This window comes from Halomonas sp. TD01, from assembly GCF_923868895.1.
Classification (GTDB): Bacteria; Pseudomonadota; Gammaproteobacteria; order Pseudomonadales; family Halomonadaceae; genus Vreelandella.
On the sequence record NZ_OV350343.1, the window covers coordinates 726,480 to 749,773 of the forward strand.

Below are 23,294 nucleotides of genomic sequence, written 5' to 3' on the forward strand. Positions count from 1 at the left end.
GGCTTGCCACGCAGTTGTGGAAGGGGCAAACCGTGATCCCGGCGCTCGAAGCGAGCTACGCGGGAGTCGTTATGGGTGACGCAGGTGCGTAGTCATAGACTAACTATCTCATGGACTACCTGCCTAACTCGCCCTGCACCGCCGCTCTGTTCTATGCAATTGAAAACAATCACTTAGTTGACAGAGCGTGTTCCTCGACAAACTCGTCTAGAAGCCGCTGCTGCTCGGCATCAAGCGTGCGCCCTGCCAATAGATCAGGACGGCGCTGCCATGTACGGCCTAACGACTGCTTTAACCGCCAGCGCTTGATGGCCGCATGATTACCACTTAGCAACACATCAGGCACTTTTCGCCCGTCGATCGTCTCAGGACGGGTATAGTGCGGGCAGTCTAACAAGCCATCATTGAACGAGTCTTCGATAGCGGAATCCTGGTGGCCCAACACACCGGGTACCAGCCGTGCCGCCGCGTCAATTAGTACCATCGCCGGCAACTCACCGCCGCTCAGCACATAGTCACCAATTGACCATTCTTCATCAATGTCACTTTCCACCACGCGCTCATCAATGCCTTCATAGCGCCCAGCGACCACTACGAGAGGGCCTGCTGAGGCGAGCGCTTGAACGCCCTGCTGATCCAGCTTACGCCCCTGGGGCGAGAGATAGATCACTGTTGGCGATTGTCCCGTCGCTTGCTCTGCTCGCTGCCGAGCATCAAAGATAGCAGCACGCAGGGTGTCTACCTTCATCAGCATGCCGGGGCCGCCGCCGTAAGGGCGATCGTCCACGCTGCGGTGGCGGTCTGTGGCGTAATCGCGCGGATTCCAAAACTCCAGGGCAATGCGCTGTTTCTCTACCGCTCGACCGACCACTCCTTGTTGGGTAATCGCATCGAACATCTCTGGAAACAGCGATACCACGCCAATCCACATAGCGGGAGCATCCGTTAAGCTACTTTCTTCACCGTTGGCTGCAGTAACGGTTGAATCAGTTACTGTGAGCTCGCTCGACAACTGCTTACTCAAACCTTTTTTCAAAACTCAGGATCCCAATTCACGACCATGCGGCCATCTTCGAGGCTGATTTCAACAATTACATCATCGGGTAAGAAAGGTAACAGCCGCTCACGCTTATCGATTGCGTCGTTATCACCGCGCACCACCATGACATCGTTTGCGCCGGTTTCAAACAGGTAACTGACCTGCCCTAACCGCTCGCCTGACTGAGTGAAGACAGTTAAACCTTCAAGCTCATGCCAGTAATACTCATCATCGGAAAGCGTAGGCAGTGCTTCTTTCGGCATCAGAATGTCCGTTTGCGCCAGCGCTTCGGCTGCCGTTCGGTCATCAACACCTTTTAGCTGCACCACAAGACCCTTGCCTTGCCGACGCCCCTGAATCACGGTCATGCGCGTAAGGGATTCCCCTCGGCGCACCCACCATTCTGGGTATTCCATGATGCTGTCTATGGGATTGGTGTAGGAGTAGACCTTAAGCCAACCTTTAATCCCGTGAGGGCTAGTTAGCTTACCAAGCACCACATGTGCGTCGTCTGTATGGCTAGTTTCAAAACGCGTCATCGACGACCGCTCCAACAAATTACAACGACAACATCACCTACTATCACTTACTAACAGTCACGCATTAACAGACTTAAGCCTGTTTACGCGCTTCTTTAACCAGCTCAGCAACACGACCAGACAACTGGGCGCCTTGGCTCTGCCAGTGAGTAACACGCTCAAGATCAACGCGCAGACGCTCTTCTTGACCACGGGCAACCGGGTTGAAGAAGCCGATACGCTCGATGAAACGGCCGTCACGGGCGTTGCGCGAATCAGTAACAGTCAGGTGATAAAAGGGACGCTTTTTGGCGCCACCACGTGCCAAACGAATGGTAACCATACGATAACTATCCTTCGGTTGAGGTTACGAGAGTGTGGAATAGCGCAGATCGCTAACAGAACACTCGTCATACTATTTTCTCGGCACTGCAGACTAAAATCAGTGATTTGCTGCGTACCATCAGGTTCTTCACTGGCAGATGGTAAGGCGATGCTCGCGCATTTTTGCCAACACCCACGCATGAAGAGGCCGCATTCTACGCAAATGCGCTCTGCTTGGAAAGCCTGACAGCCAGAAAACTCTTAAGCCGTCAACCTTGCCAAGCACGTTACAACGTTACCAACAATGGCTTAACGCCAGGGAAGACCGCCCGGGCCACCCATACCGCCCATGCCACCCGCACCGCCAGGACCACCCGGCCCGCCGCCGCCCATCATGCCCGACATGCCGCGCATCATTTTCTGCATCCCGCCTTTTTTGCCTGCTTTTTTCATCATTTTCTGCATCTGCTTATGCTGTTTTAGCAGGCGATTCAGGTCAGGTACTTGCAGGCCAGCACCCGCTGCAATACGGCGCTTGCGCGAGCCATTGATAATATCGGGCTTGCGGCGCTCTTTGGGTGTCATTGAGTTAATCAACGCTTCCAGCTTGCCAAGCTCTTTTTCCGGACCAGGGCCTTGTGCCATTTCAGCCATTTGCCCCATGCCTGGTAGCTTGCCAAGCAGGCCACCCATGCCACCCATTTTCTTGAGCTGCTGTAACTGATCACGAAAATCTTCCAGATCAAAGCCATCGCCCTTCTTGACCTTACTGGCCAGCTTAGCGGCTTTATCTTTATCCACCGTGCGTTCGGCTTCTTCGATCAGCGACAGCATGTCGCCCATACCCAGAATCCGTGATGCCACACGGTCCGGGTGGAACGGCTCAAGGGCATCGACTTTCTCACCAACCCCCATGAACTTAATGGGCTTACCAGTGATATGGCGTACCGAAAGTGCCGCACCACCACGGGCATCACCGTCAGCCTTGGTGAGAATCACCCCGGTCAGCGGTAGTGCATCGTGAAATGCCTTCGCCGTGTTCACCGCATCCTGGCCGGTCATGGCATCGACCACAAACAGCGTTTCTTCCGGTGAAATAGCCTTATGCAGTGCCTGAATTTCGGCCATCATCGCTTCATCGATGGCCAGCCGCCCAGCGGTATCGACTAATACGACATCATGGAACTGAATTTTGGCGTGTTTGATTGCCGCTGTGGCAATATCCACCGGTTTCTGATCGGAACGGGACGGAAAGAAATCAACCTGAACTTCTTTTGCCAACGTCTCTAGCTGATCAATCGCCGCCGGACGATAAACGTCGGCAGAGACCACCAGCACTTTTTTCTTTTCGCGCTCGCGCAGGTAGCGCGCTAGTTTGGCAACAGAAGTGGTTTTACCCGCCCCCTGAAGGCCAGCCATCAACACGACAGCAGGCGAGCCTTTTAGGGATAAGCCTTCATTGGCTTCGCCCATAATCGCTTCCAGCTCTTGCTGGACGATTTTAACGAATTGCTGGCCTGGCGAAAGGCTCTTCGAGACTTCCTGGCCAACAGCGCGTTCACGAACACGTTCAATAAATGCCTTCACCACCGGCAAGGCAACATCGGCCTCTAGTAGTGCTTTACGCACTTCGCGTAGGGTGTCTTTAATGTTGTCGTCAGTTAGCCGCGCTTGGCCTTTGATCGACTTCAACGTCTGGGAAAGACGCTCACTCAGATTCTGAAACATGGGGCCTCTGCCTCCGTCGTTGTCGCCAGGCGGTCACACCGGACGAATGTTTAATCGATTATACGCGCTCGCCGCGCGAGTCTCCATGGTCGTCAACGTTGGTTATCGATGGCTGTGCGACGCCGCCATGATTGGTTATAGTAGGCGAACTGTTCTAGCTTGAACGATTTAGCACCGCTGACTTTCACAGCGTTGATTCGATGACACTGGATTCAACAACGCGCTGCAAGGCGCACGGATAGCATCATGCAGGCGCTCCCTTTCGCCACGATCGCTTTTATACTTTATGTCGCCGCTGCCATCTGGCAGGGCATGACTTTATTTCGTCGCGTACCACCACGCCAGGGCATGGTGCGTTTGCTAGGTGCGCTTGGGCTTTTATTGCATATCCCAGTGGTTGTGGAGCTTGTTAGCTCAGCACCAGGGCTGCTACCTGGCTTCACTACCAGCGCAACGCTTCTGATGGCAGTTGCCGTCAACGTTGTGCTCGTCGCCAGTCTGTTTAAGCCGGTGCTCAACGCTGGCATCGTGCTATTCCCTCTCGCAGGTATCGCGCTTATTTTTGCTACCTGGTTACCGAGCCAGGGCAGTCAAAGCGGCTTAACCCCCGGCATTCTACTGCATGCCGTCAGTTCTGCGTTGGCCTTTGCCGTCTTGGCGATTGCAGCAATTCAAGCGGTTCTTGTTGGCCTGCAGAACCAAGCACTGCGTCATCACCATATTCGTGGCATTGTGCAATCGCTACCACCGCTGACCACCATGGAAAGAGTGCTGTTTGAACTGGTATGGTCGGGCATCCTGTTGCTGACACTATCAATCATCAGCGGACTAATCTTCCTCGACAATATGTTCGCTCAGCATTTGGTCCATAAAACGGTACTCTCGCTGGGGGCGTGGATTATTTTTACCACGCTCTTAGTGGGTAGATATCGCTTTGGCTGGCGCGGCATGCGCGCTGTACGCTGGACGCTAGGCGGATGCGCCCTGCTACTGCTTGCTTATTTCGGCAGCAAGTTTGTACTGGAAATTTTGCTAAATCGCTAAGCACATGCACAAAGCGTTATCAGCACTGACCTACTTGGCTTTGATATCAGTGGTCTTGACAGACCACTCCCATACTTCTACAAATCGAGCCTAATACGCCATAAAGGAACTTTCGACTTGAGCGACGACTTCCCTCTGGGGTTACTGTTCGGCCTGCTAGCCATTCTGATATTGCTGTCTGCCTTTTTCTCCAGTTCTGAAACAGGCATGATGTCGATAAACCGCTATCGACTAAGCCATCAAGCGAACAGCGGTGATCGCCGCGCCAAGCGTGTCATGCGCCTCTTAACGCGCCCTGATCGATTGATTGGCGTCATCCTAATTGGCAATAATTTCGTCAATAATTTAGCCGCCTCGATTGCTACCATCATCGCCATTCACTTCTTTGGTGACGTCTCAGGCCCGGCTATTTCTACTGCGCTACTGACGATTACGATTCTTATTTTTGCCGAAGTCACACCTAAAACCTACGCGGCTATCAAGCCTGAGCGGATCGCTTACCCTACTTCTTTGGGGCTCGAGCCACTGCTCAAACTACTTTACCCATTGGTATGGCTAGTCAACGTTATCTCAAATGGCTTGTTGCGACTGATGGGGGTTAAAAGTGTTGAGAACGGCGGCGACAGCTTAACCCGCGATGAGCTACGCACTGTCGTTCACGAAGCAGGCACTCTGATTCCCTATCGGCACCGCGCCATGCTGCTGTCGATTCTTGACCTGGAGAATGTCACGGTTAACGACATCATGGTGCCTCGACACGAAGTTCTTGGCATCGATCTTGACGACACGCTAGAAGACATTCTGACCCAGATTCGCACCAGCCAACATACTCGCCTACCGGTGTATAAAGGCGATATCAACAATATTATAGGCATGCTGCACCTACGCAACGCGGCGCGCTTTTTATCGCGTAGCGAAGTCACTAAAGCAGCAATTGTCCAAGAAGCGCGGGAACCGTATTTCATTCCAGAATCCACACCGCTACATACACAACTGCTGAACTTCCAAAAACAGAAGCGCCGCATTGGCATTGTGGTTGATGAGTACGGCGATGTAGAAGGCTTGGTAACGCTAGAGGATATCCTTGAGGAAATTGTCGGAGAGTTCACCACCGACGTTTCAGAGGATGAAGAAATTCATCGACAAGATGATGGCAGCCATGTAATTGAGGGCACGGCCAACATTCGTGAGATCAACAAAATGCTTGGCTGGCAATTGCCCACTGACGGCCCTAAAACCCTAAATGGCTTAATTCTCGAGCATTTAGAAGCGTTCCCGGAAGGGCCTGCCTCTTTGCAGATAGGCAATACGCGGATGGAGATTTTAGAAATCCGCGACAACTTAATTACCTCTGCACGCTGCTGGCAAAAGCCGCGCATTACACGCCGCTAACGTAGACGATCTAACGGTGGGTGATCTCGCTATCGCCCGCCGCCTTGAGCGCCCTCACACGGGCCTCTAAATAGCGACGCAGCGCAACATCTTCCACCTCATGAACCAATACCGGCGGCCCGAAGTGCAAGCTGACCGGCGCACGAAAACGCGATGGCCACTTTTTGAGTGCCTTGCCGCCGTAGTGCGATGTCCAAGACCCCCAAAGCCCTGCTAAGCCAGCCGGGATTACCGGCACGTTATCGCGGGCAAGAATAGTTTCGAGCCCGCGCCTAAACGCATGGATATCGCCATCTGGGGTGATACGCCCTTCAGGAAACACCATCACGACATCACCTTCGCGAAGCGCGTGACTCACCTCATCCAGCGTTCGACGCAACGCCCCAGGGCTATGTCGTTCAGACTCAATCGGAATCGCGCCCACTAGCTGGAACCACCACTTTAGCCAGCGAGATTCAAAGATGGGCTGATCCATTACAAACCGCAGTGGCCTGGGGCTACCGCCGCCCAACACCAATGCATCCATAAAGCTGACGTGATTACAGACTACCAGTGCAGCACCGCGCTTGGGTACGTTCTCTTGGCCATGCACAGAGAACCGATAACACACGCGCATAACGACATAGATAACACGACGCAGTGAGCAGCGAACCATTTTTAACCACCACGTCACGTCGCCGCCTCCCGGTGGCGCAAACCAGCCAGCACAGTGCTCATTAGCTGATCCAGCAGTTCATCTACCTTTAACTGCTGACCTTGCCAATAGCCTAGGCGCTCGTTTAATCCAAGCTGTACCAAACCGTGGACACTCCCCCAGAGGGTACGCCCAAGACGTCGCGCCTCAAGATCATCCAATGCTGGCTGATACTGTTTCAACGACGTTTCCACCTGAGTAAACAGTGCTTCAATAAGGTCACTCTGGCGCTGATCCAACTCACCTTCTTGAGCCAGGGGGTAGTCAAACAGCAACTGCCAGCGGTAGCAGCCTTGCTCGGCGAAACGCCAATAAGCAAGCGCTAGCGAGCGCAGCCATGGTTCAGGATCATCTTCTGCCAGGCTAGTAATGGTATGCTGTAAGCGTGCCAGCGTTTCGACGTTGACGTGCTGTAATAAGTTATTAAAGCTGCCATATAATTTAAGCAGCGTACTTGGCGCGCAGCCCACTTCTCTGGCCAGGGCACGCAGTGACAAACCATGGACTGGCTGCTTAGCCAACCACTCATCACAAGCGTGCATGACCTGCGCATGGAGGGCATCGGGCGCATGCTGTCTAGGACGGGCCATGGCGATCTCTTAAGGTCAACGGCAAACAGGAAGAATGCCTCATCGCGCTTTAGCGTGAGCAAGGGATACGCTAGGATACCTTACATCGAACACTGTTTTCGACACTAAAACACGACATTTAACCTATTGTTGCGTTACCCCGCCATTTTGCACGCTCACCACCCCCCATTTAGCATAAGGAGACAGGCATGACGGGACGCCTTCACGTGCAGCGCCTCACGCTATCACGCCTTGTGCCCTCGCTGACTGATTCTGAACCTCTTATCGAATCGCCTAACTTAGCGCCCAGACAGCCTGTATCGGCAATACGCCTTGAACAGGGACGCTTGCGGCTTCAGCCATTATTTTGGGGACTAACGCCTCCTTGGCTGAAAATACTCGACCACGCACCCCATTGCGCCAGAGCAGAAACGCTTAACCAACGCGCCATGTTTAACGAGGCGTTTAGTGCTCGCCGCTGCGTCATTCCAGTCAGCGGATTTTATATCTGGAAAGTACAAGCACACAGTAAGCAACCCTATTTAGTTACCCACGTTAACCGAGGGCCACTACTACTGGGCGCGCTATGGTGCCGTTACCACACAACGCTCACGGCGTTCACTGACTCGACGGCGCTGATCAGCGTGTCAGCCAACGCCTGCCTTTCTTCACTTACTGATCGTTTACCCGTTGTCATCCCCCCTGAGGCGCTAACGCGCTGGCTGGACCCGACGACCGATCTTGAAGCACTCAATGCGCTATTAATGCCTGCGCCATTGGAACTGTTGGGCGCTTTTCCGGTATCAAAACATGTTAATAATCCTGCCTATCAGTCATCGTCCTGCGCCCACCCGGTGGGGCCGATGCTGCGTTGGGCTGTGCCATAGGAACCGTAATGTTGCGATCTAATGAACCTCTGCCTAACCGCTACGCTGCACGAAAGGCCGTCATCGGCGTCGTGATTGGCGTCGCTTGGTGCACTCCTTTTTTCGCCTTCGCTCAAGACACCCCTGTAAAGGACACCATCACGCCTATCGTCAGCCCATTTGACGATCGCGATTACCGCGTACTGACGCTGGAAAACGGCCTTCAAGCGCTGCTTGTTAGCGACCCAGAGGCCGATAAAGCCGCCGCCTCAATGAACGTCCGCGTAGGCAGCGCCCAAGACCCTGACGACCTGCAGGGGTTAGCCCATTTTTTAGAACATATGCTGTTTTTAGGCACCGAGCCGTACCCTCAGTCCGATGCCTATCAGCGCTATATTTCTGATAATGCAGGCTCCCACAACGCCTTTACCGCCCAGCAAGATACTAACTATTTTTTTGATATTGAGCCTTCGGCTTTGCCGGGCGCGCTGGATCGCTTTAGCGAATTCTTTCTTTCACCGCTGTTTAACGCCGATCATTTAGAAAGCGAGCGGAATATTGTTCACTCTGAGTACATGGCGCGCATTCGTGATGAATCCCGCCGTGAAAACGATGTGTTGAATCAGCTACTAAACCCTGACAATGCCACCACGGGCTTTGCCGTAGGCAGCCGTGACACCCTCGCAAACCCACCCGAGGGTGAAGCTACTCTCCGCGATCGAGTGATTGATTTTTATCATCGCTACTATGATGCCAACGTTATGAACTTGGCCATTGTTGCCCCCCAGCCGCTTGATACCCTTGAAGCACTGGTAGTAGAACGCTTTGCCCCCCTTCCAGATAATGGCCTAAGCGTTCCGACCATAGACGCGCCACTGATCGATCCAGACACGCTGCCCCGCTACATTGAGCGCCAGTCATTACAGGATCGCCGTCAACTACGTTTCTACTTTCCGATTCCCGACCCCACCGATGAATACCGTACGAAGCCGACCCAATTGATTTCTCACCTGATTGGCGATGAAGGCGACGGCAGCTTGCTGGCAGCGCTACGCAAAGCGGGTCTTGCGGATGCACTTTCAGCCGGCGTAGGCCGAGGAGACGGCAATGAGGCGCTGTTTACCATCTCGATTAGCTTAACGCCAGCCGGAGCAGAGCGGCTGGACGATATTGAGGCCACTCTATTTGCTGCCATTGAGCAGATGCGCGAGGAAGGGTTAGCTGAGTGGCGCTACGAGGAACAAAAAAACCTGAATGAACAGGCGTTCCGTTTTCAGCAACATGGCGCACCGCAGCAGGAAGCTACCCACTTAGCCATGAGCCTTTCTCGTTATCCGGTGGATGATGTGCAGTATGCGCCTTACCGGATGGATGGTATGGATAGCGAGCGTCAGCAACTGTATCTCGACGCACTAACCCCAGATAACATGCTGCGCTTCTACTCTGCACCGGACGTAGAAAGCGACACCGTCTCACCCTGGTTCAACACCCAGTGGAAAGAGCAACCACCCGCTCAGCCAGGTCAAGCACTAGGCGGCCTAGCGCTACCTGAGCCCAACCCCTTTATCGCCAGTGACCTTACTCTCAAAGCGGGGCAAGACGAGCGCCCTGAGACGTTGATTGATGCGCCTTCGTTTACCGCATGGCACATGCAAGACAGCCGTTTTAATACGCCAAGCGTTGAGTGGCGGGTAAGCCTCCAGCACCCCAGCGCCAGCTATTCGCCTGAAGAAGCGGTACTCACACGCCTCTTAGCGGGATGGCTAAATGACAGTCTAAACGAGTCGTTATATCCAGCCTGGTTGGCTGGCCAATCGTTCAGCGCCTATGCTCATGGGCGTGGCATAACGCTGTCGTTTTCAGGCTGGCGTGATGGACAAACGCCACTGATAGAGCAGGCGATTGAGCAGCTTAAGTACGCCGACATTTCCCCCAGCGCCTTTGAGCGTGTGCGCTATCAATTCCAGCGCGAGTGGCGCAATGCCCCTCAAGCGTCGCTTTATGGCCAAGCAAGCCGCGCACTAGGCGAAGCGCTGTTGACGCCCCAGTGGTCAACCACTGAATTACTTGACGCCAGTCAGCGGTTAGAGCGCCACCACTTGGAAAACTTCCGCAAACGGTTTTTAGATGCGCTTTACATCGACGCGATGGCCGTTGGTAATTTGGATCAAGAACTGGCTCGTGAGCAGGCCAGTTTAATACGCGGAGCGTTATCGCCGCGCCTCACACGTGAGGATATTCCAGCGCTTGAACCGCTACAGGTGAGCAATCAGCCTGAGGTGCTTCACCCGCACAGTACCCGCGAAGAGTCTCTTGTGCTGCGTTATTTACAGGGTCGCGACAAATCCACTGAAGAGCAGGCGCGCCTCAGCGTATTGGCTCAATGGTTGGATACGCCCTTTTATCAGCAACTACGTACCGAGGAGCAGCTTGGTTACATCGTTAATGCGGGTTACTCACCGCTGCTAGAAGCGCCGGGAATTGCCTTGGTGGTTCAATCGCCGGATGTTGAAAGCGGTATGATAGCCGAGCGCATGGACGCTTTTATGGCGACAGCAGGCGAGCGCCTGAATACGTTAACCGAGGAGGAGCTAGCGCCGCATCGTCAAGCCGTTCATTCTCGTTTGACCCAACGAGACACAAGCCTACAGGGCATGGTAAACCGCTACTGGCAAGCCACAGCGCTGGAGGACGTGCACTTTGATCGCCGCGAACAACTCGCCAAACTAGCGCTGGATGTTAGCGTACAAGAACTGCAGGCACTGTGGCCTACTCTTCAATCACACCAGTTAGATATTCGCTACAACCCTGGCGACTCACAAAGTGATATCGCCCCCTACCGAGAAGCACGCGTGCCGTTTACCGACGCACGCTAAGTGCTAATTTGCGAAACGAATTAGCTTAACTAAGTACTGATTTAGCTAAACCCACCAGCTCAGGCATCAAATGCCTGGGCTGGCATCATCGCCTCGACATACATCACCAACTCTTCTAACACTTGGCGCTCGCGATCCGACAGGATCTGCTGATTATAACGCTCTATTTCTCGCGCAAATGCCTTCAGCGTAAAGCCTGACAAGGCCGGATCATTAATGCGCATCCAACGAAACGCTTCCCACTGCTCCCGCTCCTCTCCCTCAAGCGTGTCTGGGTAACTGCGCGCACGGTAGCGAAACAACATTTCCTCCAAGCGGGGGTCTTGGAAGGCAAAGCGCTGACCGACTAAATCCCAGGGATCCATTGCCAATGCACGCTCCATTTGCTGGCGATCAGCCGCAGAGAAAAAGCTGCCAGAATAGAGCATTAAGTCAGGGTCTTGAGGCACGTCTTCGTAGGCAGCGTTAAACACCTCGGCTACTTTTTGCGCCACGCCGTTAGCCTCTCGCAACGTTTTCCAATGGCCGCGACAGGCATCAATATCAATCGTTAACCGCTCAACAATCGTGCCATATTCGCCTTTACGCGGGCCATCCACATCTTTTAATGCCGTCGCCGGAAAGATTACCGGGCAGCGATTAATATGGATCACTTTCAGCGGTATACGCACTTCTCCCTCAGAAAGATCCTGCTGACTGACGAAGACACGCTCTCGGATTTGCTCAGCGCTCATGGCCAGCAGATCACTAGGATCAACGCTTAAATCGTAGACAATAACGCCATTAGGATTCGTCGGATGCTCAGCCAGTGGCATTACTAATGCACTACAGCCACGGCTGGCAGGGTAACGACGAGAGATATGCAAAAGCGGTTTAGCGCTGGGCAAGTCTAACTGCTTGGCCACTGCACGCTTGCCACGCATGCCCAGTAAATAGTCGAATAATTTTGGGTTTCGGGCTTTTAACAACCGAGCCAGCGCAATGGTGGCACGTACATCAGCCACTGCATCATGAGCGCCTTCATGGGCAATGCCATTGGCCGCCGTTAAGTGTTCAAGTTTGAAGCTAGGCGCACCATCTTCTCGTTGCGGCCACTCAATACCGTCGGGGCGCAAGGCGTAAAACGCGCGCACAACATCAATCAAGTCCCAACGGGAATTGCCGTTTTGCCATTCACGGGAATAGGGGTCAAGCAGGTTGCGGTAAAACAAGTGGCGAGAGATTTCATCATCAAAGCGAAGGCTGTTATAGCCCACCACGCAGGTACCTGGCTCACTCATAAAGCCTTGAACTTGGCGGGCAAACTCCCCCTCAGGCAAGCCTTTCCGCTGCGCTTTTTGCGGTGTAATACCCGTAATCAAGCAGGCAGCTGGGTGCGGCAGGTAATCATCGGCAGGTTTGCAGTAAAGCTCTATCGGCTCACCGATTTCATTAAGCTCGGCGTCAGTGCGTAATGCGGCAAACTGAGCGGGCCGATCGCGACGCGGATCAGCACCAAATGTCTCATAGTCATGCCAGAGAAAACTGACAGGGGCAGCATTAGGTGGCGCCATTGATGAAATCTCCTTGAGCGTAGCTTCCCACCCACAAGCTAACAATTCACTTGCCGAGGTGGTTACAAAAGCCCAAGCCTAGCATAACCGCAACGCCTCTCGCCGCCCCTCTCAGCGAATAGCCATGCTTAACGAATGGCCATGCTGCTTCAGTGTGGAGACGTCAGCTTTTCGGCAGCGTAACGTTTAGCTCCAACACTGAGCAATTGTCTTCGCTATCAAGCGAAATTTGAATGGCATCATCATCGACCTGTACATAACGACGAATGACTTCCAACAGTTCGCGCTCGAGCAACGGCATATAATCTGGCTGACCGCGTTGGCCGCGCTGATGCGCCACGATAATTTGCAAACGCTCCTTAGCCACCGAGGCGGATTTCTTGCGCTCACGCTTCAAGAACTCCAGCAATTTCATCGCCGACCACCCCCGAACATACGGTTCAACAATCCCTTACGCTGTACTTCATGGAAGCGCAGAGGCATATCTTCACCTAACAGGCGCGATACAGTATCTGAATACGCCTGACCTGCATCGCTCGCTGCATCGTGAGTAACAGGAACGCCTTGGTTAGATGCACGTAGCACCGCTTCGGATTCAGGGATGAGGCCAAGCAGATCAATAGACAAGATTTCACGAATGTCATCCAGGGTCAGCATATCCCCAGACGTTACGCGAGAAGGGTTATAGCGCGTAATCAGCAAATGCTCTTTAACCGGATCCAGGCTTTGTTCAGCGCGCCGCGTCTTGGAACCAAGTAGCCCCAAAATGCGGTCAGAGTCACGCACTGAGGAAACTTCAGGATTCGTGACAACAATCGCCTCATCAGCGAAGTACATAGCGAGCTGGGCACCTCGCTCAATGCCTGCGGGGGAGTCACACAAGATAAAATCAAAATCTTGTTTGAGCTGCTCGAGTATTCGCTCTACGCCTTCCTGCGTTAGTGCATCTTTATCACGCGTTTGAGAGGCTGGAAGAATAAATAGGTTTTCAACGCGTTTATCGCGAATCAGCGCCTGATTAAGCCCTGCTTCCCCTTGGATAACGTTTACCAAGTCATAAACAACGCGGCGCTCACAGCCCATGATCAAGTCGAGGTTACGTAGACCAACATCGAAATCAATGACGACTGTTTTTTTACCACGCAGGGCGAGGCCTGTTGAAATGGCGGCAGCGCTAGTGGTCTTACCAACCCCCCCTTTACCGGAGGTCACTACAATAATTTTGGCCAAGAGTTACTTCCTTCTTGAAGTCGTTCATCGCGAGCGCGTTTACAGGGTCGCACCGCGCATAACGGGAACATCAATGTCAACAACATGACACACTGTAACGTATAGCGCTTGCGACGTCGCTAGGCATTAAACACCAATACACGCTCATGCGTTTGAATTATCCCAGCGGCTTAATTTCCAGCTGCTCTTGAGCGAAATGCACCTCTGTAGCGCGACCAAGCAACTGAGAATCAATATCTTCTAAGCGTTTGTAATTACCTGCCACGGAGAGAAGCTCTGCTTCTAATTCCCGACAGTAAATACCCGCCTGAGTATTTCCATGAATACCCGCTAACGCTCGTCCACGGAGTGCTCCGTATACATGGATACTACCGGCCGCCAACACTTCAGCGCCCGCATTTACTGCCCCAATCACCACTAGATCGCCTTCTGATGCGCTCACCTGTTGGCCAGAGCGAACCGTACCGCGAAATAAGCGTGTTGCCACCGCCACCACTTCCTGCTCGGCAGGTTCCACCTCCTCTATGGCGTCATCAGAGATCGCGGCAGGACCAACGCTCTCTAACAGCCTAGTCCGCCCTTCTTCAACAGGCGCAAACCAGCCTAGCCCTAATGCCCAGGCAGATTGGCGTACAGGTTCAGCTCCGCCACGTACGGCTACCGGTAATAATTTATGATCGCGACAGACCGCGCAAATGCGCTCAAGCGCCAAGTGAGGTTCATCGAGTTTTTCCACGCTCAGCACAACCGGTGTATGCTGAAAGAACGCGGGGGATTGCGACAACTTGCCAGCTAGCTGACTTCGTATATGTTCCGGGTCAGCGCTGCTCAATTCCATGACGGTCATTGGCAGCATGCCACCTTTGAAGGTGAAGGCAATGTCGGCACTATTGGCGTTGAGGCTCATGGCCGAACTCCATGTCATGTTCAGGTAAGATAAAGGTAACGCAATCTCGCGCCGGGTGTTGTGAAGAAGTATTAATCATCACAGTACCTACAGCAAAGCTAAGCGACAGCGCCGATGACTGCAACTATCTGTCGTCGGTAGTTGATTTTTTTCACGCTACGCACCTCTCTGCAGGATGATCCATGCACGGACTGTTAAGACGCCTGTTCGCTCCTCGGTGGCAGCACCCTGATCCCGAGGTGCGTCTCAAGGCACTCGACCAGCTTGACCCTCAACAACCAGAACAGCAACAAGCGCTAAAGCAATTAGCACAGGATAACGAAAGTAACATCCAGCTTGCTGCCTTGCAGGCCCTTGATGATTTAACGGGGCTTGTCAACGCGCTTCCAGAGCATCGTCAAAACGAGGCTTGGTTTAACGCGGTTTGTCAGCGTTTATGTGGCACACAGGGACACACCGACCTGCAGCAGCGACAGGCTATTGTCGCGGAGCTAGCGGAGCCTCGGCTGCTCAACGCCATTGCGCTTCAGGGCGACAATCTAAACCTGCGACTCACCGCGTTAGAGCAGTTAACCGATGAAAGCGACCTCGTTCACCAAGCCTGCCATAACGGTGTGGCGGCAGTGCGCCATCAAGCAGCTCAGCGGATTGAAAGCGAAGAGAGTCTCAAAAAACTGTTAAAAGAAGCGCGGCGTGATCGCCAGGTCATCCGTCAGGCGCGAGAAAAGCTCACCCAGCTGCGAAATGATGCTGAGTGGCTAGCAGAACAGCAAGCACAGCGAGAGCACTTACTCAAACAGCTAGAACAGCACGCCAAAGCTCCTTGGGAGCCGCTTTACGGCGGACGCTTCCGTCATTTGGAACGAGAGTGGCAAAGCCTTTCTCACCCCCCCAGCGTGACGCAAGAGCAGCGCTTCCACCAAGCGGCGCTTAGCTGCCGAAAAACACTGCATCATCATGAGACTCAAGAACAAGCGCGCCTGCAGAGCATTGCTCAGCGTGAAGAGATTGAACGTACTCGTGACCAACTACTTGAAGGCCTTGAAGAAACGTTAGAAGGTCTGACACATGCAGAGCAGCTGACAGTTCAGGATATCGACAGCCTGCGGGCACAGCGCCAACTGCTAGGCCAGCGCTGGCAATCTCTGTCAGATCAACACCCACCTGGCGACAGCACCCAACAACGCTATAGCCAAGCACTGAAACGTTATGAAGCATGCATGGAAGCCTGGCAGCGCTGGCAAGCCGTCAGCCCAGATATAGAAACGGCCATTACCAACCAGGATAGCGCGGCCATTGCCAAGTACGTTAAGCAGTGCGCTTGGCCCAGGCATATAACGCCTCCAGAACTACTCAAACAAGCAATGGCGTTAAGAGAAGCTGACGTCTCTGCTAAGCCCACCCCTACTGCGTCTCTTAACGCGCTTAGCGCCGACGTGGATAACTTTGAGCACCTGCTAGAGCGTGGTGCTTTTAAAAGCGCCAGCCGTCTCTATCAACGGCTTAGGCCGTCCGTCGACGAGCTGTCAGGCGAAGGAGCTAAGCCACTAAAAGCGCGCGTCAAACAGCTAGGCGCACGATTAGCGGAACTACGCGATTGGCGCGGCTTTGTGGCCGGCCCTAAACGCGAGCAACTGTGCGCTAGCATCGAAGCGCTGGCTGACGATCAACACATGGCAGACGTTGCGTTAGACCGCCATCATCGCCAGCTAGTCAAAGAGTGGAAATCGCTGGGCGATGCTGCTGCGAACCGCGAACAGTCGGCACGCTTTCGCGCAGCCTCTGATCGTATTCACGAGCGTTTGGCCCCCTGGCGAGAACAGCTCAATCAAGAGCGTGATGCCAACCTCAAGGGCCGTGAAGCACTCTGCGAACAGCTTGAAACATTGCTTGATCAGCCCGCCGAGGACTCCGACCCCGATGTGCTGCGCGAGATTCGCGATAAGGCTCGCCACCAATGGCGCCACTACTCTCCGGTTCCTCGGGATCAGTCAGAAACCGTTGGCCGTCGCTTTGGAGCTATCCGTCATCGCCTTCAAGCGCTCATAGACCAGCGCGCAGAACAGATCGCTAGCCAAAAGCGCATGCTTATCGAACAAGCAAAAAGCTTACAGGATGACGCCGAGCAACCCTTAGCCGCGCGCATCACACGTACAAAGCAGCTACAGCAGCAGTGGCGAGCACTGGGCCGCGCCCCAAAAGGCGAAGAACAGGCACTATGGAAAGCCTTCCGCCATACCTGCGATCAGCTCTTTGCTCAGCGTGACGCTCACAAGCATGAGCAGGCAACACGCCAGCAACAAACACTCGATCAACTGCAAACATTGATTGACGAAATGGATAGCTGGCAACCGACCCATGCCAACGAGTCTGCCACCCTTGAGTCCTACCTAGAAAGCATTAGCCAACTTGAGCCTTTGCCTCGTAATCGACGAAGTGACGGCATGCAGCGACGCCTAAGCGGCATAGTAAGAGCCAAACGCGAGCGTTTAAGCCGCCTGGAAATTGCCCATACAGTGCAACAATGGCATACCGCGTTACCGCTGGTAAACGCGCACATCGCTGCAGATCAACAGGCGCTGGCGGGCGAAGAGCCACACGCGGTTGATGCGAAAGAGATACTGAGTGAAAGGCTTCCTGCTATTTTTACAGAGGCTCATCAGCAGCGTAATCATGCGCGGCTAACCGCCTCGATACCTCTCCCAGCCGAAAAACTTACAGAGCTGGAAGATGGGCTGGCTCGCCTAAGAGTGCACCTGTCTTTGCTAGCGCTAGGTAGCGTCAAACAGCGTGATGAACCTCTCCGGCTGGCGATTCAGGTAGAACGGCTGAATGAAGGGATAAACAACGAACGCAGCCGACCAGATGAAATTATCGACATATTAGCAGCGCTCATGGCGCTTGGCCCCATGCCTAACCAGCTGTGGCGCAAGGAAGCGGAAGAGTTTGACAATCTCTTTAGTCGTCTGGCGCGAGTACCGCATCCTTAAGCACTTCACACCCCACCAATGGCAACGGGAGGCGATTAGCCTCCCGTTAACGCTTTACCTTAATGAATAAAGCAACTTATCGTTTTGGGCGATTAGCCCATAAACTGACCGCCGTTAATATCAATATTGGCGCCAGTAATAAAACCTGACTCTTTATCTGCTAAGAACGTGACCAGACGACCAATCTCCTCCGGTGTACCGTAACGCTTCAAAGATCAACACCCGATAACGCGATGTTGTCATAACCGGCGGCTTGCTGAGTTTCCAGCCAGGTTTTGGCTTTCTCAGGATTATGATATCCCGCGACTACCAAATAACCCGCATCCGCCAATGAATGACAAATTGACGTTCCGATTCCACCAGTTCCACCAGTTACCCAGGCGACGGGGGCTTGATTGGCCATTGACTACCTCCCTGATATGACAAATGGCTTGGACGCTAAGCACTATTATGATGTCGCAAGCCATTCTAAATAAGCGCCGTAGCGCTTTAGCATTCACAGCACGTCGTATTGTTAGTTGAACGACGTACTGACAGTAAGCTTTTTGTTATGCCTATTGGAAGCATAGCTTTACTCTTCCAATGTTGCAGCAAGATGAAAGTCGCAACTTACCTTTAAAACGTTTTCTAGACAGGGTTGACATAGCGTAAAAAATGCGTAGAATACGCCACACGTTGATGCGGGGTGGAGCAGTCTGGTAGCTCGTCGGGCTCATAACCCGAAGGTCATCGGTTCAAATCCGGTCCCCGCTACCAAACATAGAGAAAGCCGTTACCGAAAGGTAGCGGTTTTTTTGTGTCTGAATTTTGTGAAGAAAGCTCACAAAAAAATATCGACTCAGTTCTTCACCACCCTAGGAAGGTCATCGGTTCGCTTTTGTTTTAACATCGGCGGTCCCCGCTACCAAACATAGAGAAAGCCGTTACCGAAAGGTAGCGGTTTTTTTGTGTCTGAATTTTGTGAAGAAAGCTCACAAAAAACATCGACTCAGTTCTTCACCCCCCTAGCAAGGTCATCGGTTCGCTTTTGTTTTAACATCGGCGGTCCCCGCTACCAAACATAGAGAAAGCCGTTACCGAAAGGTAGCGGTTTTTTTGTGTCTAAATTTTGTGAAGAAAGCTCACAAAAAACATCGACTCAGTTCTTCACCACCCTAGGAAGGTCATCGGTTCGCTTTTGTTTTAACATCGGCGGTCCCCGCTACCAAACATAGAAAAAGCCGTTACCGAAAGGTAGCGGTTTTTTGTGTCTAAATTTTGTGAAGAAAGCTCACAAAAAACATCGACTCAGTTCTTCACCACCCTAGGAAGGTCATCGGTTCGCTTTTGTTTTAACATCGGCGGTCCCCGCTACCAAACATAGAGAAAGCCGTTACCGAAAGGTAACGGCTTTTTTGTGGCTGAATTTTTTGAAGAAAGCTCACAAAAACATCGACTCAGTTCCTCACCACCCCAGGTAGTCAGAAAAGCGGCCGTTTTATTGAGACCACAATGGATATCAGGTGAGGCTTCGCACCATAACCACCAGGATCATTAACGGGCAGACCACACGGATATACCATGGCCACAGACGCCAAAATAGAGTGCGCTCGATCTCTGGAGCGCCCTGACGCAACTCCTGTAGCTTGGCGTTTCGAGACATTAGCCAGCCAACATAGAGACAGACTAAAGCGCCAATCACCGGCATGCTATTAATGGTGAGGCCGATCACCAAACCAAACAGCTGGTCAAAATTAAGCAGAATGAGCGTCGACCCTATAAACGCAGTTCCGCCAATCAGAAATGTTGAAAAACGGCGTGACAGACTGCCGGTTTCCTCCAGCGTCGATACAGGAACTTCTAGCGCAGGAAACATTGACGTCAGTGCTGCAACCGCTAACAGACCAAAAAACAGCACTTCCATCACCCCTCCCATGACGCCCAGCCGAGCAAACATCGCGGGCATCACATCGAACAGTAACGTCGCTGAGCTGGTCAACTCACCCTGCTCATTCATGATCTCAACACCAACAGCCTTGGCCACATAGAGCGACGGAATAATCAAAAGACCGGCTATGAACGCCACGCCCATATCGATAAACATCACCTGGGCACCTACTCGGGGTAAGTTCGCCTTGCGACTCAGATAAGAACCATAAACCACCATGGCACCAATACCGATGGAAAGTGAGAAGAAAGCCTGCCCCATGGCATCAAGTAACAGCTCGGTATTCACCTGTGAAAAGTCAGGCAACAGATAAACAACTAGCCCTTCCATCGCCCCGTCGAAGGTGAGAATGGTTAAAATCAACACCAGCATGGTAACGATTAGTAGAGGCATCAGACGTTTGGTCCAACGTTCGATACCGCGATTAACCCCCAGCAGCACTACAAAGACCGTTATTGCCATGGCCACTAATGCCAACCACCAATCGCGTCCGACGCTACTCTCAGCCAACCAGCTCTCCACCGTGTTCATCCCAAGCACATGTGCCACAGGCCCTAATGCTTGGCTAATTAACCATCCCGTCACAATGGCATAGAAGGTCAGGCCTAGCGTAGCCACACAGATGGCTCCCAGACCAATCAGTTGCCCCGCTCGTCGCGGCGCTCCCGTTCCTCCCAGCTGCCCCATGGCATTTATAACGCCACTTTGGGCATAACGCCCTAGAGTCAGCTCCGCCATCAACGCGGGGTAAGCGAGGACAAAAGCCATCCCGACATAGATCAATAGAAAAGCGCCACCACCGTTATTGGCGGCCATTGAGGGAAAGCTCCATACATTGCCAAGGCCCACCGCCGCACCCGCAGCAGCCATTAAAAAGCCGAAACGGCTTTTGAACTGGGCACGACCACTAGGAGCAGCTTTATTATCTGCATTTTCAGTTTGAGATTTTGTCATTGGAATTATCTCATCACGTTAAGAAATCAGCTCAAAAAGGTAGCGCCTCGAGCCGTTCGAGAATGTCGAAATGATCACAATTGGGCAGCAGACATAGTTCTGCCGCCACACCCGTTGCTAAAGCATGCTCATATAACGTCTCTCCCTGGCTACGAAAGCGAGGTGGATCAAACTCACCATGCACAAGCGTCAGCGGCGGCAGGCCATGCAAGTCATGGCAAAGAGGGCTAAGCCGTTCAGCCTGCGCGCCATCCAGCTGAAGAGGCTCATCGATATAGGTGCCTGCCAATGGGCGGAGATCATAAATACCGCTGATCAACCAAAGAGCATCAACCTCCGTCAGACGCCCATCTCCCAAGCAGCTCATGATGACCAGTTGGGCGCCGGCGCTATGGCCTCCCAGGCAGATACGGCCATTTAATCCAAGGGCACTAGCTTCGCGTTGCAAATGCCTCACACCCTGCTGACAAGCCGCCACCATAGTCTCGATATTGACCTCTGGGGCCAGAGGGTAATCCAGTGAGGCGAAAGCCCATCCACGCGACAGCCATGGCGCAGCCATGAAATCAGTCGCCATCGCGTCCAACTGCTGCCAATAGCCACCATGCAAAAAGACCATCAACGGCCAGGGGCCCTGTTTTTCTGGGAGGAAAAGATTAAGCCCCTCCAATGCGCGGGCTCCATAAGCCAAACGCCTCGGCGGATGGCACGCCCTTAGACAAGCCCCACGCTCAGCTTGGCGAGCCAGAGTCGCCTCGAAGTCCCGTGCCCAAAGGCTCGGCGAATAGGCCCGTCCTCGTGCAGCACGATCTTCGTAGGAACTCATCTCAGGTGACCTCTGAGCGCACTTGAAAGCGGGGTTCTAAATATTCGCGCTGCTCCACCACCTCACGGAAATGGCGTGCTGCCTGCCAAACGTCTTCATAGCTGAGATAGAGAGGAGTAAAGCCAAAGCGCATTAACCCAGGTTCTCGGTAGTCACCGACCACCCCCCGAGCAATTAGCGCCTGGACGATGGCATAACCATGCTCAGGGTGAATCAACGCCACCTGACTACCGCGCTCAGCATGAGGCGGAGTAATGTCTTCGATACCCTCGACCTTAATGAGGTCGGCTAGACAGTCGCGGAACAAATCCCCCATGGCTAAGCTTTTTTGCCGCAGGGCGTTCATATCGACCTCCTGCCAAAGCCGCAGTGAGGCTTCTAGAGGGGCATAAATAAGTGCTGAGTGGGTGCCACTGCGAAATCGAGTAATGCCCTGAGCCGGCACATAGTCACCATCGAAGGCGAACGGAGCAGCGTGGCCATGCCAGCCAGAGAGTGGCTGCCAACCGCCATCCTGATGATCCCGGTGCACATAGATAAAGGCAGGCGCTCCAGGCCCTCCGTTGAGGTATTTGTAGGTGCAACCAACTGCGTAGCGGACGCCACAACCGTTCAGATCAACTGGCATGGCTCCAGCGGAGTGAGCCAGATCCCAGATGACTTCGGCGCCCTGCTTATGCACTTCAGCGGTAATCGCAGCCATATCGCGCTGACGCCCGGTGCGGTAATTGACTTGGCTCAGCACCACGGCGGCCACCTGCTCATCCACATAGTCCGACAGCGCTGCACCCTCGGGAAGAACCCGATGCTCGAAACCGGCCAGACGGCATAACCCCTGTGCGATATAGCCATCCGTCGGGAAGTTGCCACCCTCGCTTAAAATCACTGGCCGTGAACGTTTTTGAGAATCAGTGATATAGCCTAATAACTTAAATATATTAATCGAGATGTTGTCATTGACGATTACCTCTCCAGCCTGAGCACCTATCAGCGGCCCTAGTAGATCCCCTAAGCGCTCCGGCGCATCAAACCAGCCTTGGTTCCAGCCTTTAATCAGCTCATCACGCCACTGGTCCAAAGTGGCCGCCAACGCATCTCTGGCAACGACGGGTTGGGCACCTAGAGAATTACCGTCCAGGTAGATCATGCTCTCAGGAAGTGCAAAGCGGGCCTTGAAACCAGCCAAAGGGTCATGGCGATCCATTTCACGCACGTTATCAAGGGTTGGTGTCATCGTGTGCTCCAGGTCATTGAGTTGGATACCTGTTCAAAATTCTAAAAGGAATAGATGGGGAAAGGCTTGCGTAATTCATCGCAAAAGCGTCAACATGTGCAAAAATTTTGCATTAAAAAAGGGAAAAGCACATTGGAAAGCCTAGATCGCTTTGATCGACGAATTCTTCACGCTCTACAGCGTGATGCACGCCTGACCCTGACCGCTCTGGCCGAGACGGTAAACCTCTCTCCCAGCCAGTGCTCACGACGGGTAACGCGTTTGGAAGAGAGCGGCGTCATTCAGGGGCGTGATTTGCGCCTCGTTCCTGAAGCACTAGGACTTAAAGTCACCGCGTTTATTTTTCTCTCGATGGATAAAGCGCGCATGGCTTCACCTAGCGACGCTGTGGCAGAGTTATTAACAAGGGATGAAGTTATCGACTGCCACGCGATTACCGGCAACCACGACTTTATTCTCAAAGTCATGGTGGAAGATTTGAGCGAGCTATCGCGCTTTCTCTCCACCGCAGTAACCAGTCTGCCCGGGATACGTGACATTGCCACTCAGGTGGCCATGAATACCCTTAAGGTCAACGGCCCCCTCAAAGTTCTCCCCTGAAGAAGCCGTTGTGTTTTTAGTAG

At 53.2% G+C, this 23,294-nt stretch carries 21 protein-coding genes and 1 tRNA gene; 7 read left to right on the forward strand and 15 right to left on the reverse strand.

The genetic code is table 11. The features are described 5' to 3' along the window. Positions 1-169: 169 nt before the first annotated feature. The 4 genes from trmD to ffh form a co-directional block, all read right to left on the reverse strand. Positions 170-931 (reverse strand): tRNA (guanosine(37)-N1)-methyltransferase TrmD, encoded by a 762-nt coding sequence (gene trmD, locus L1X57_RS03385; RefSeq protein WP_009724083.1) that lies wholly within the window; start codon positions 929-931, stop codon positions 170-172. Between the two features lie 101 nt (positions 932-1,032). Further along, positions 1,033-1,578: a ribosome maturation factor RimM gene (gene rimM / locus L1X57_RS03390; RefSeq protein WP_009724082.1), complete on the reverse strand. Its 546-nt coding sequence runs from the start codon at positions 1,576-1,578 to the stop codon at positions 1,033-1,035. A 73-nt stretch (positions 1,579-1,651) separates the two neighbouring features. Further along, positions 1,652-1,900, reverse strand: coding sequence for a 30S ribosomal protein S16 (gene rpsP / locus L1X57_RS03395; protein WP_009724081.1), 249 nt, complete (start codon positions 1,898-1,900; stop codon positions 1,652-1,654). 290 nt (positions 1,901-2,190) lie between these two features. Next, positions 2,191-3,609 (reverse strand): signal recognition particle protein, encoded by a 1,419-nt coding sequence (gene ffh / locus L1X57_RS03400; RefSeq protein WP_009724080.1) that lies wholly within the window; start codon positions 3,607-3,609, stop codon positions 2,191-2,193. A 246-nt stretch (positions 3,610-3,855) separates the two neighbouring features. Between ffh and L1X57_RS03405 the strand changes: the two genes are divergently transcribed. Further along, complete coding sequence (locus L1X57_RS03405; protein ID WP_009724079.1) at positions 3,856-4,653, forward strand: cytochrome C assembly family protein; 798 nt, start codon at positions 3,856-3,858, stop codon at positions 4,651-4,653. A 117-nt stretch (positions 4,654-4,770) separates the two neighbouring features. Next, positions 4,771-6,045, forward strand: a complete 1,275-nt coding sequence (locus L1X57_RS03410; RefSeq protein WP_009724078.1) for an HlyC/CorC family transporter — start codon at positions 4,771-4,773, stop codon at positions 6,043-6,045. Positions 6,046-6,055: 10 nt separating this feature from the next. On the opposite strand, the gene L1X57_RS03415 is transcribed toward L1X57_RS03410, so the two are convergent. Continuing rightward, positions 6,056-6,700 (reverse strand): 1-acyl-sn-glycerol-3-phosphate acyltransferase, encoded by a 645-nt coding sequence (locus L1X57_RS03415; RefSeq protein ID WP_409559430.1) that lies wholly within the window; start codon positions 6,698-6,700, stop codon positions 6,056-6,058. Positions 6,701-6,714: 14 nt separating this feature from the next. Further along, on the reverse strand, positions 6,715-7,329 hold the full coding sequence (locus L1X57_RS03420; protein WP_234667921.1) for a TetR/AcrR family transcriptional regulator: 615 nt from the start codon (positions 7,327-7,329) through the stop codon (positions 6,715-6,717). A gap of 188 nt (positions 7,330-7,517) precedes the next feature. On the opposite strand from L1X57_RS03420, the gene L1X57_RS03425 reads away from it, so the two are divergent. After that, a complete protein-coding gene (locus tag L1X57_RS03425; RefSeq protein WP_009724074.1) occupies positions 7,518-8,195 on the forward strand; it encodes an SOS response-associated peptidase in 678 nt (225 codons plus the stop codon). An 8-nt stretch (positions 8,196-8,203) separates the two neighbouring features. Beyond that, positions 8,204-11,050 carry an insulinase family protein gene (locus L1X57_RS03430; RefSeq protein ID WP_009724073.1) on the forward strand — a complete coding sequence of 949 codons (2,847 nt, stop codon included), beginning with the start codon at positions 8,204-8,206 and terminating at the stop codon, positions 11,048-11,050. Positions 11,051-11,109: 59 nt separating this feature from the next. On the opposite strand, the gene sbcB is transcribed toward L1X57_RS03430, so the two are convergent. The 4 genes from sbcB to minC all read right to left on the reverse strand — a co-directional run bounded on the left by sbcB (position 11,110) and on the right by minC (position 14,740). After that, positions 11,110-12,603, reverse strand: a complete 1,494-nt coding sequence (gene sbcB / locus L1X57_RS03435; protein WP_009724072.1) for an exodeoxyribonuclease I — start codon at positions 12,601-12,603, stop codon at positions 11,110-11,112. A 163-nt stretch (positions 12,604-12,766) separates the two neighbouring features. Further along, positions 12,767-13,018 (reverse strand): cell division topological specificity factor MinE, encoded by a 252-nt coding sequence (minE, locus tag L1X57_RS03440; RefSeq protein ID WP_009724071.1) that lies wholly within the window; start codon positions 13,016-13,018, stop codon positions 12,767-12,769. Continuing rightward, positions 13,015-13,833, reverse strand: coding sequence for a septum site-determining protein MinD (gene minD, locus L1X57_RS03445; RefSeq protein WP_009724070.1), 819 nt, complete (start codon positions 13,831-13,833; stop codon positions 13,015-13,017). The genes minE and minD overlap by 4 nt, the downstream gene beginning before the upstream one ends. A 157-nt stretch (positions 13,834-13,990) precedes the next feature. Beyond that, complete coding sequence (gene minC / locus L1X57_RS03450) at positions 13,991-14,740, reverse strand: septum site-determining protein MinC (RefSeq protein ID WP_009724069.1); 750 nt, start codon at positions 14,738-14,740, stop codon at positions 13,991-13,993. Positions 14,741-14,922: 182 nt separating this feature from the next. On the opposite strand from minC, the gene L1X57_RS03455 reads away from it, so the two are divergent. Continuing rightward, positions 14,923-17,730 (forward strand): DUF349 domain-containing protein, encoded by a 2,808-nt coding sequence (locus L1X57_RS03455; RefSeq protein WP_009724068.1) that lies wholly within the window; start codon positions 14,923-14,925, stop codon positions 17,728-17,730. A gap of 92 nt (positions 17,731-17,822) precedes the next feature. On the opposite strand, the gene L1X57_RS18875 is transcribed toward L1X57_RS03455, so the two are convergent. Then, positions 17,823-17,942, reverse strand: a complete 120-nt coding sequence (locus tag L1X57_RS18875; RefSeq protein ID WP_234667923.1) for an SDR family oxidoreductase — start codon at positions 17,940-17,942, stop codon at positions 17,823-17,825. Further along, the gene (locus L1X57_RS18880) at positions 17,939-18,133 is read right to left on the reverse strand and encodes an SDR family NAD(P)-dependent oxidoreductase (RefSeq protein WP_234667925.1); all 195 of its coding nucleotides are present in this window, start codon (positions 18,131-18,133) and stop codon (positions 17,939-17,941) included. Before L1X57_RS18880 ends, L1X57_RS18875 begins: the two co-directional genes overlap by 4 nt. Positions 18,134-18,409: 276 nt before the next feature. On the opposite strand from L1X57_RS18880, the gene L1X57_RS03470 reads away from it, so the two are divergent. After that, a tRNA-Met gene (locus L1X57_RS03470) sits at positions 18,410-18,486 on the forward strand. A 742-nt stretch (positions 18,487-19,228) separates the two neighbouring features. Here L1X57_RS03470 and L1X57_RS03475 read toward each other — a convergent pair. Genes L1X57_RS03475 through kynU form a run of 3 tightly spaced genes read right to left on the reverse strand, consistent with a single transcriptional unit; the run spans position 19,229 to position 22,671 of the window. Next, the gene (locus L1X57_RS03475; protein WP_009724066.1) at positions 19,229-20,611 is read right to left on the reverse strand and encodes a sodium-dependent transporter; all 1,383 of its coding nucleotides are present in this window, start codon (positions 20,609-20,611) and stop codon (positions 19,229-19,231) included. Positions 20,612-20,642: 31 nt separating this feature from the next. Beyond that, complete coding sequence (locus tag L1X57_RS03480) at positions 20,643-21,437, reverse strand: alpha/beta hydrolase (RefSeq protein ID WP_039869426.1); 795 nt, start codon at positions 21,435-21,437, stop codon at positions 20,643-20,645. Between the two features lies 1 nt (position 21,438). Further along, positions 21,439-22,671, reverse strand: a complete 1,233-nt coding sequence (gene kynU / locus L1X57_RS03485) for a kynureninase (RefSeq protein WP_009724064.1) — start codon at positions 22,669-22,671, stop codon at positions 21,439-21,441. Positions 22,672-22,803: 132 nt separating this feature from the next. Here kynU and L1X57_RS03490 point away from each other — a divergent pair, with 132 nt between their 5' ends. Further along, entirely contained in the window at positions 22,804-23,271 is a 468-nt protein-coding gene (locus L1X57_RS03490; RefSeq protein ID WP_039869502.1) for an Lrp/AsnC family transcriptional regulator, read from the forward strand. Positions 23,272-23,294 lie beyond the last annotated feature (23 nt).

Bases quoted from the DNA above. Each gene is read 5' to 3' on its own strand.
- L1X57_RS03430 (WP_009724073.1), top strand. From the start codon at position 8,204: ATGTTGCGATCTAATGAACCTCTGCCTAACCGCTACGCTGCACGAAAG.
- trmD (WP_009724083.1), bottom strand. From the start codon at position 931: ATGTGGATTGGCGTGGTATCGCTGTTTCCAGAGATGTTCGATGCGATT.
- minE (WP_009724071.1), bottom strand. From the start codon at position 13,018: ATGAAATTGCTGGAGTTCTTGAAGCGTGAGCGCAAGAAATCCGCCTCG.
- kynU (WP_009724064.1), bottom strand. From the start codon at position 22,671: ATGACACCAACCCTTGATAACGTGCGTGAAATGGATCGCCATGACCCT.
- L1X57_RS03475 (WP_009724066.1), bottom strand. From the start codon at position 20,611: ATGACAAAATCTCAAACTGAAAATGCAGATAATAAAGCTGCTCCTAGT.
- L1X57_RS03415 (WP_409559430.1), bottom strand. From the start codon at position 6,700: ATGGTTCGCTGCTCACTGCGTCGTGTTATCTATGTCGTTATGCGCGTG.
- rimM (WP_009724082.1), bottom strand. From the start codon at position 1,578: ATGACGCGTTTTGAAACTAGCCATACAGACGACGCACATGTGGTGCTT.
- rpsP (WP_009724081.1), bottom strand. From the start codon at position 1,900: ATGGTTACCATTCGTTTGGCACGTGGTGGCGCCAAAAAGCGTCCCTTT.
- L1X57_RS18880 (WP_234667925.1), bottom strand. From the start codon at position 18,133: ATGGCCAATCAAGCCCCCGTCGCCTGGGTAACTGGTGGAACTGGTGGA.
- L1X57_RS03405 (WP_009724079.1), top strand. From the start codon at position 3,856: ATGCAGGCGCTCCCTTTCGCCACGATCGCTTTTATACTTTATGTCGCC.
- minC (WP_009724069.1), bottom strand. From the start codon at position 14,740: ATGAGCCTCAACGCCAATAGTGCCGACATTGCCTTCACCTTCAAAGGT.
- L1X57_RS03425 (WP_009724074.1), top strand. From the start codon at position 7,518: ATGACGGGACGCCTTCACGTGCAGCGCCTCACGCTATCACGCCTTGTG.
- L1X57_RS03455 (WP_009724068.1), top strand. From the start codon at position 14,923: ATGCACGGACTGTTAAGACGCCTGTTCGCTCCTCGGTGGCAGCACCCT.
- sbcB (WP_009724072.1), bottom strand. From the start codon at position 12,603: ATGGCGCCACCTAATGCTGCCCCTGTCAGTTTTCTCTGGCATGACTAT.
- ffh (WP_009724080.1), bottom strand. From the start codon at position 3,609: ATGTTTCAGAATCTGAGTGAGCGTCTTTCCCAGACGTTGAAGTCGATC.
- L1X57_RS03480 (WP_039869426.1), bottom strand. From the start codon at position 21,437: ATGAGTTCCTACGAAGATCGTGCTGCACGAGGACGGGCCTATTCGCCG.
- L1X57_RS03420 (WP_234667921.1), bottom strand. From the start codon at position 7,329: ATGGCCCGTCCTAGACAGCATGCGCCCGATGCCCTCCATGCGCAGGTC.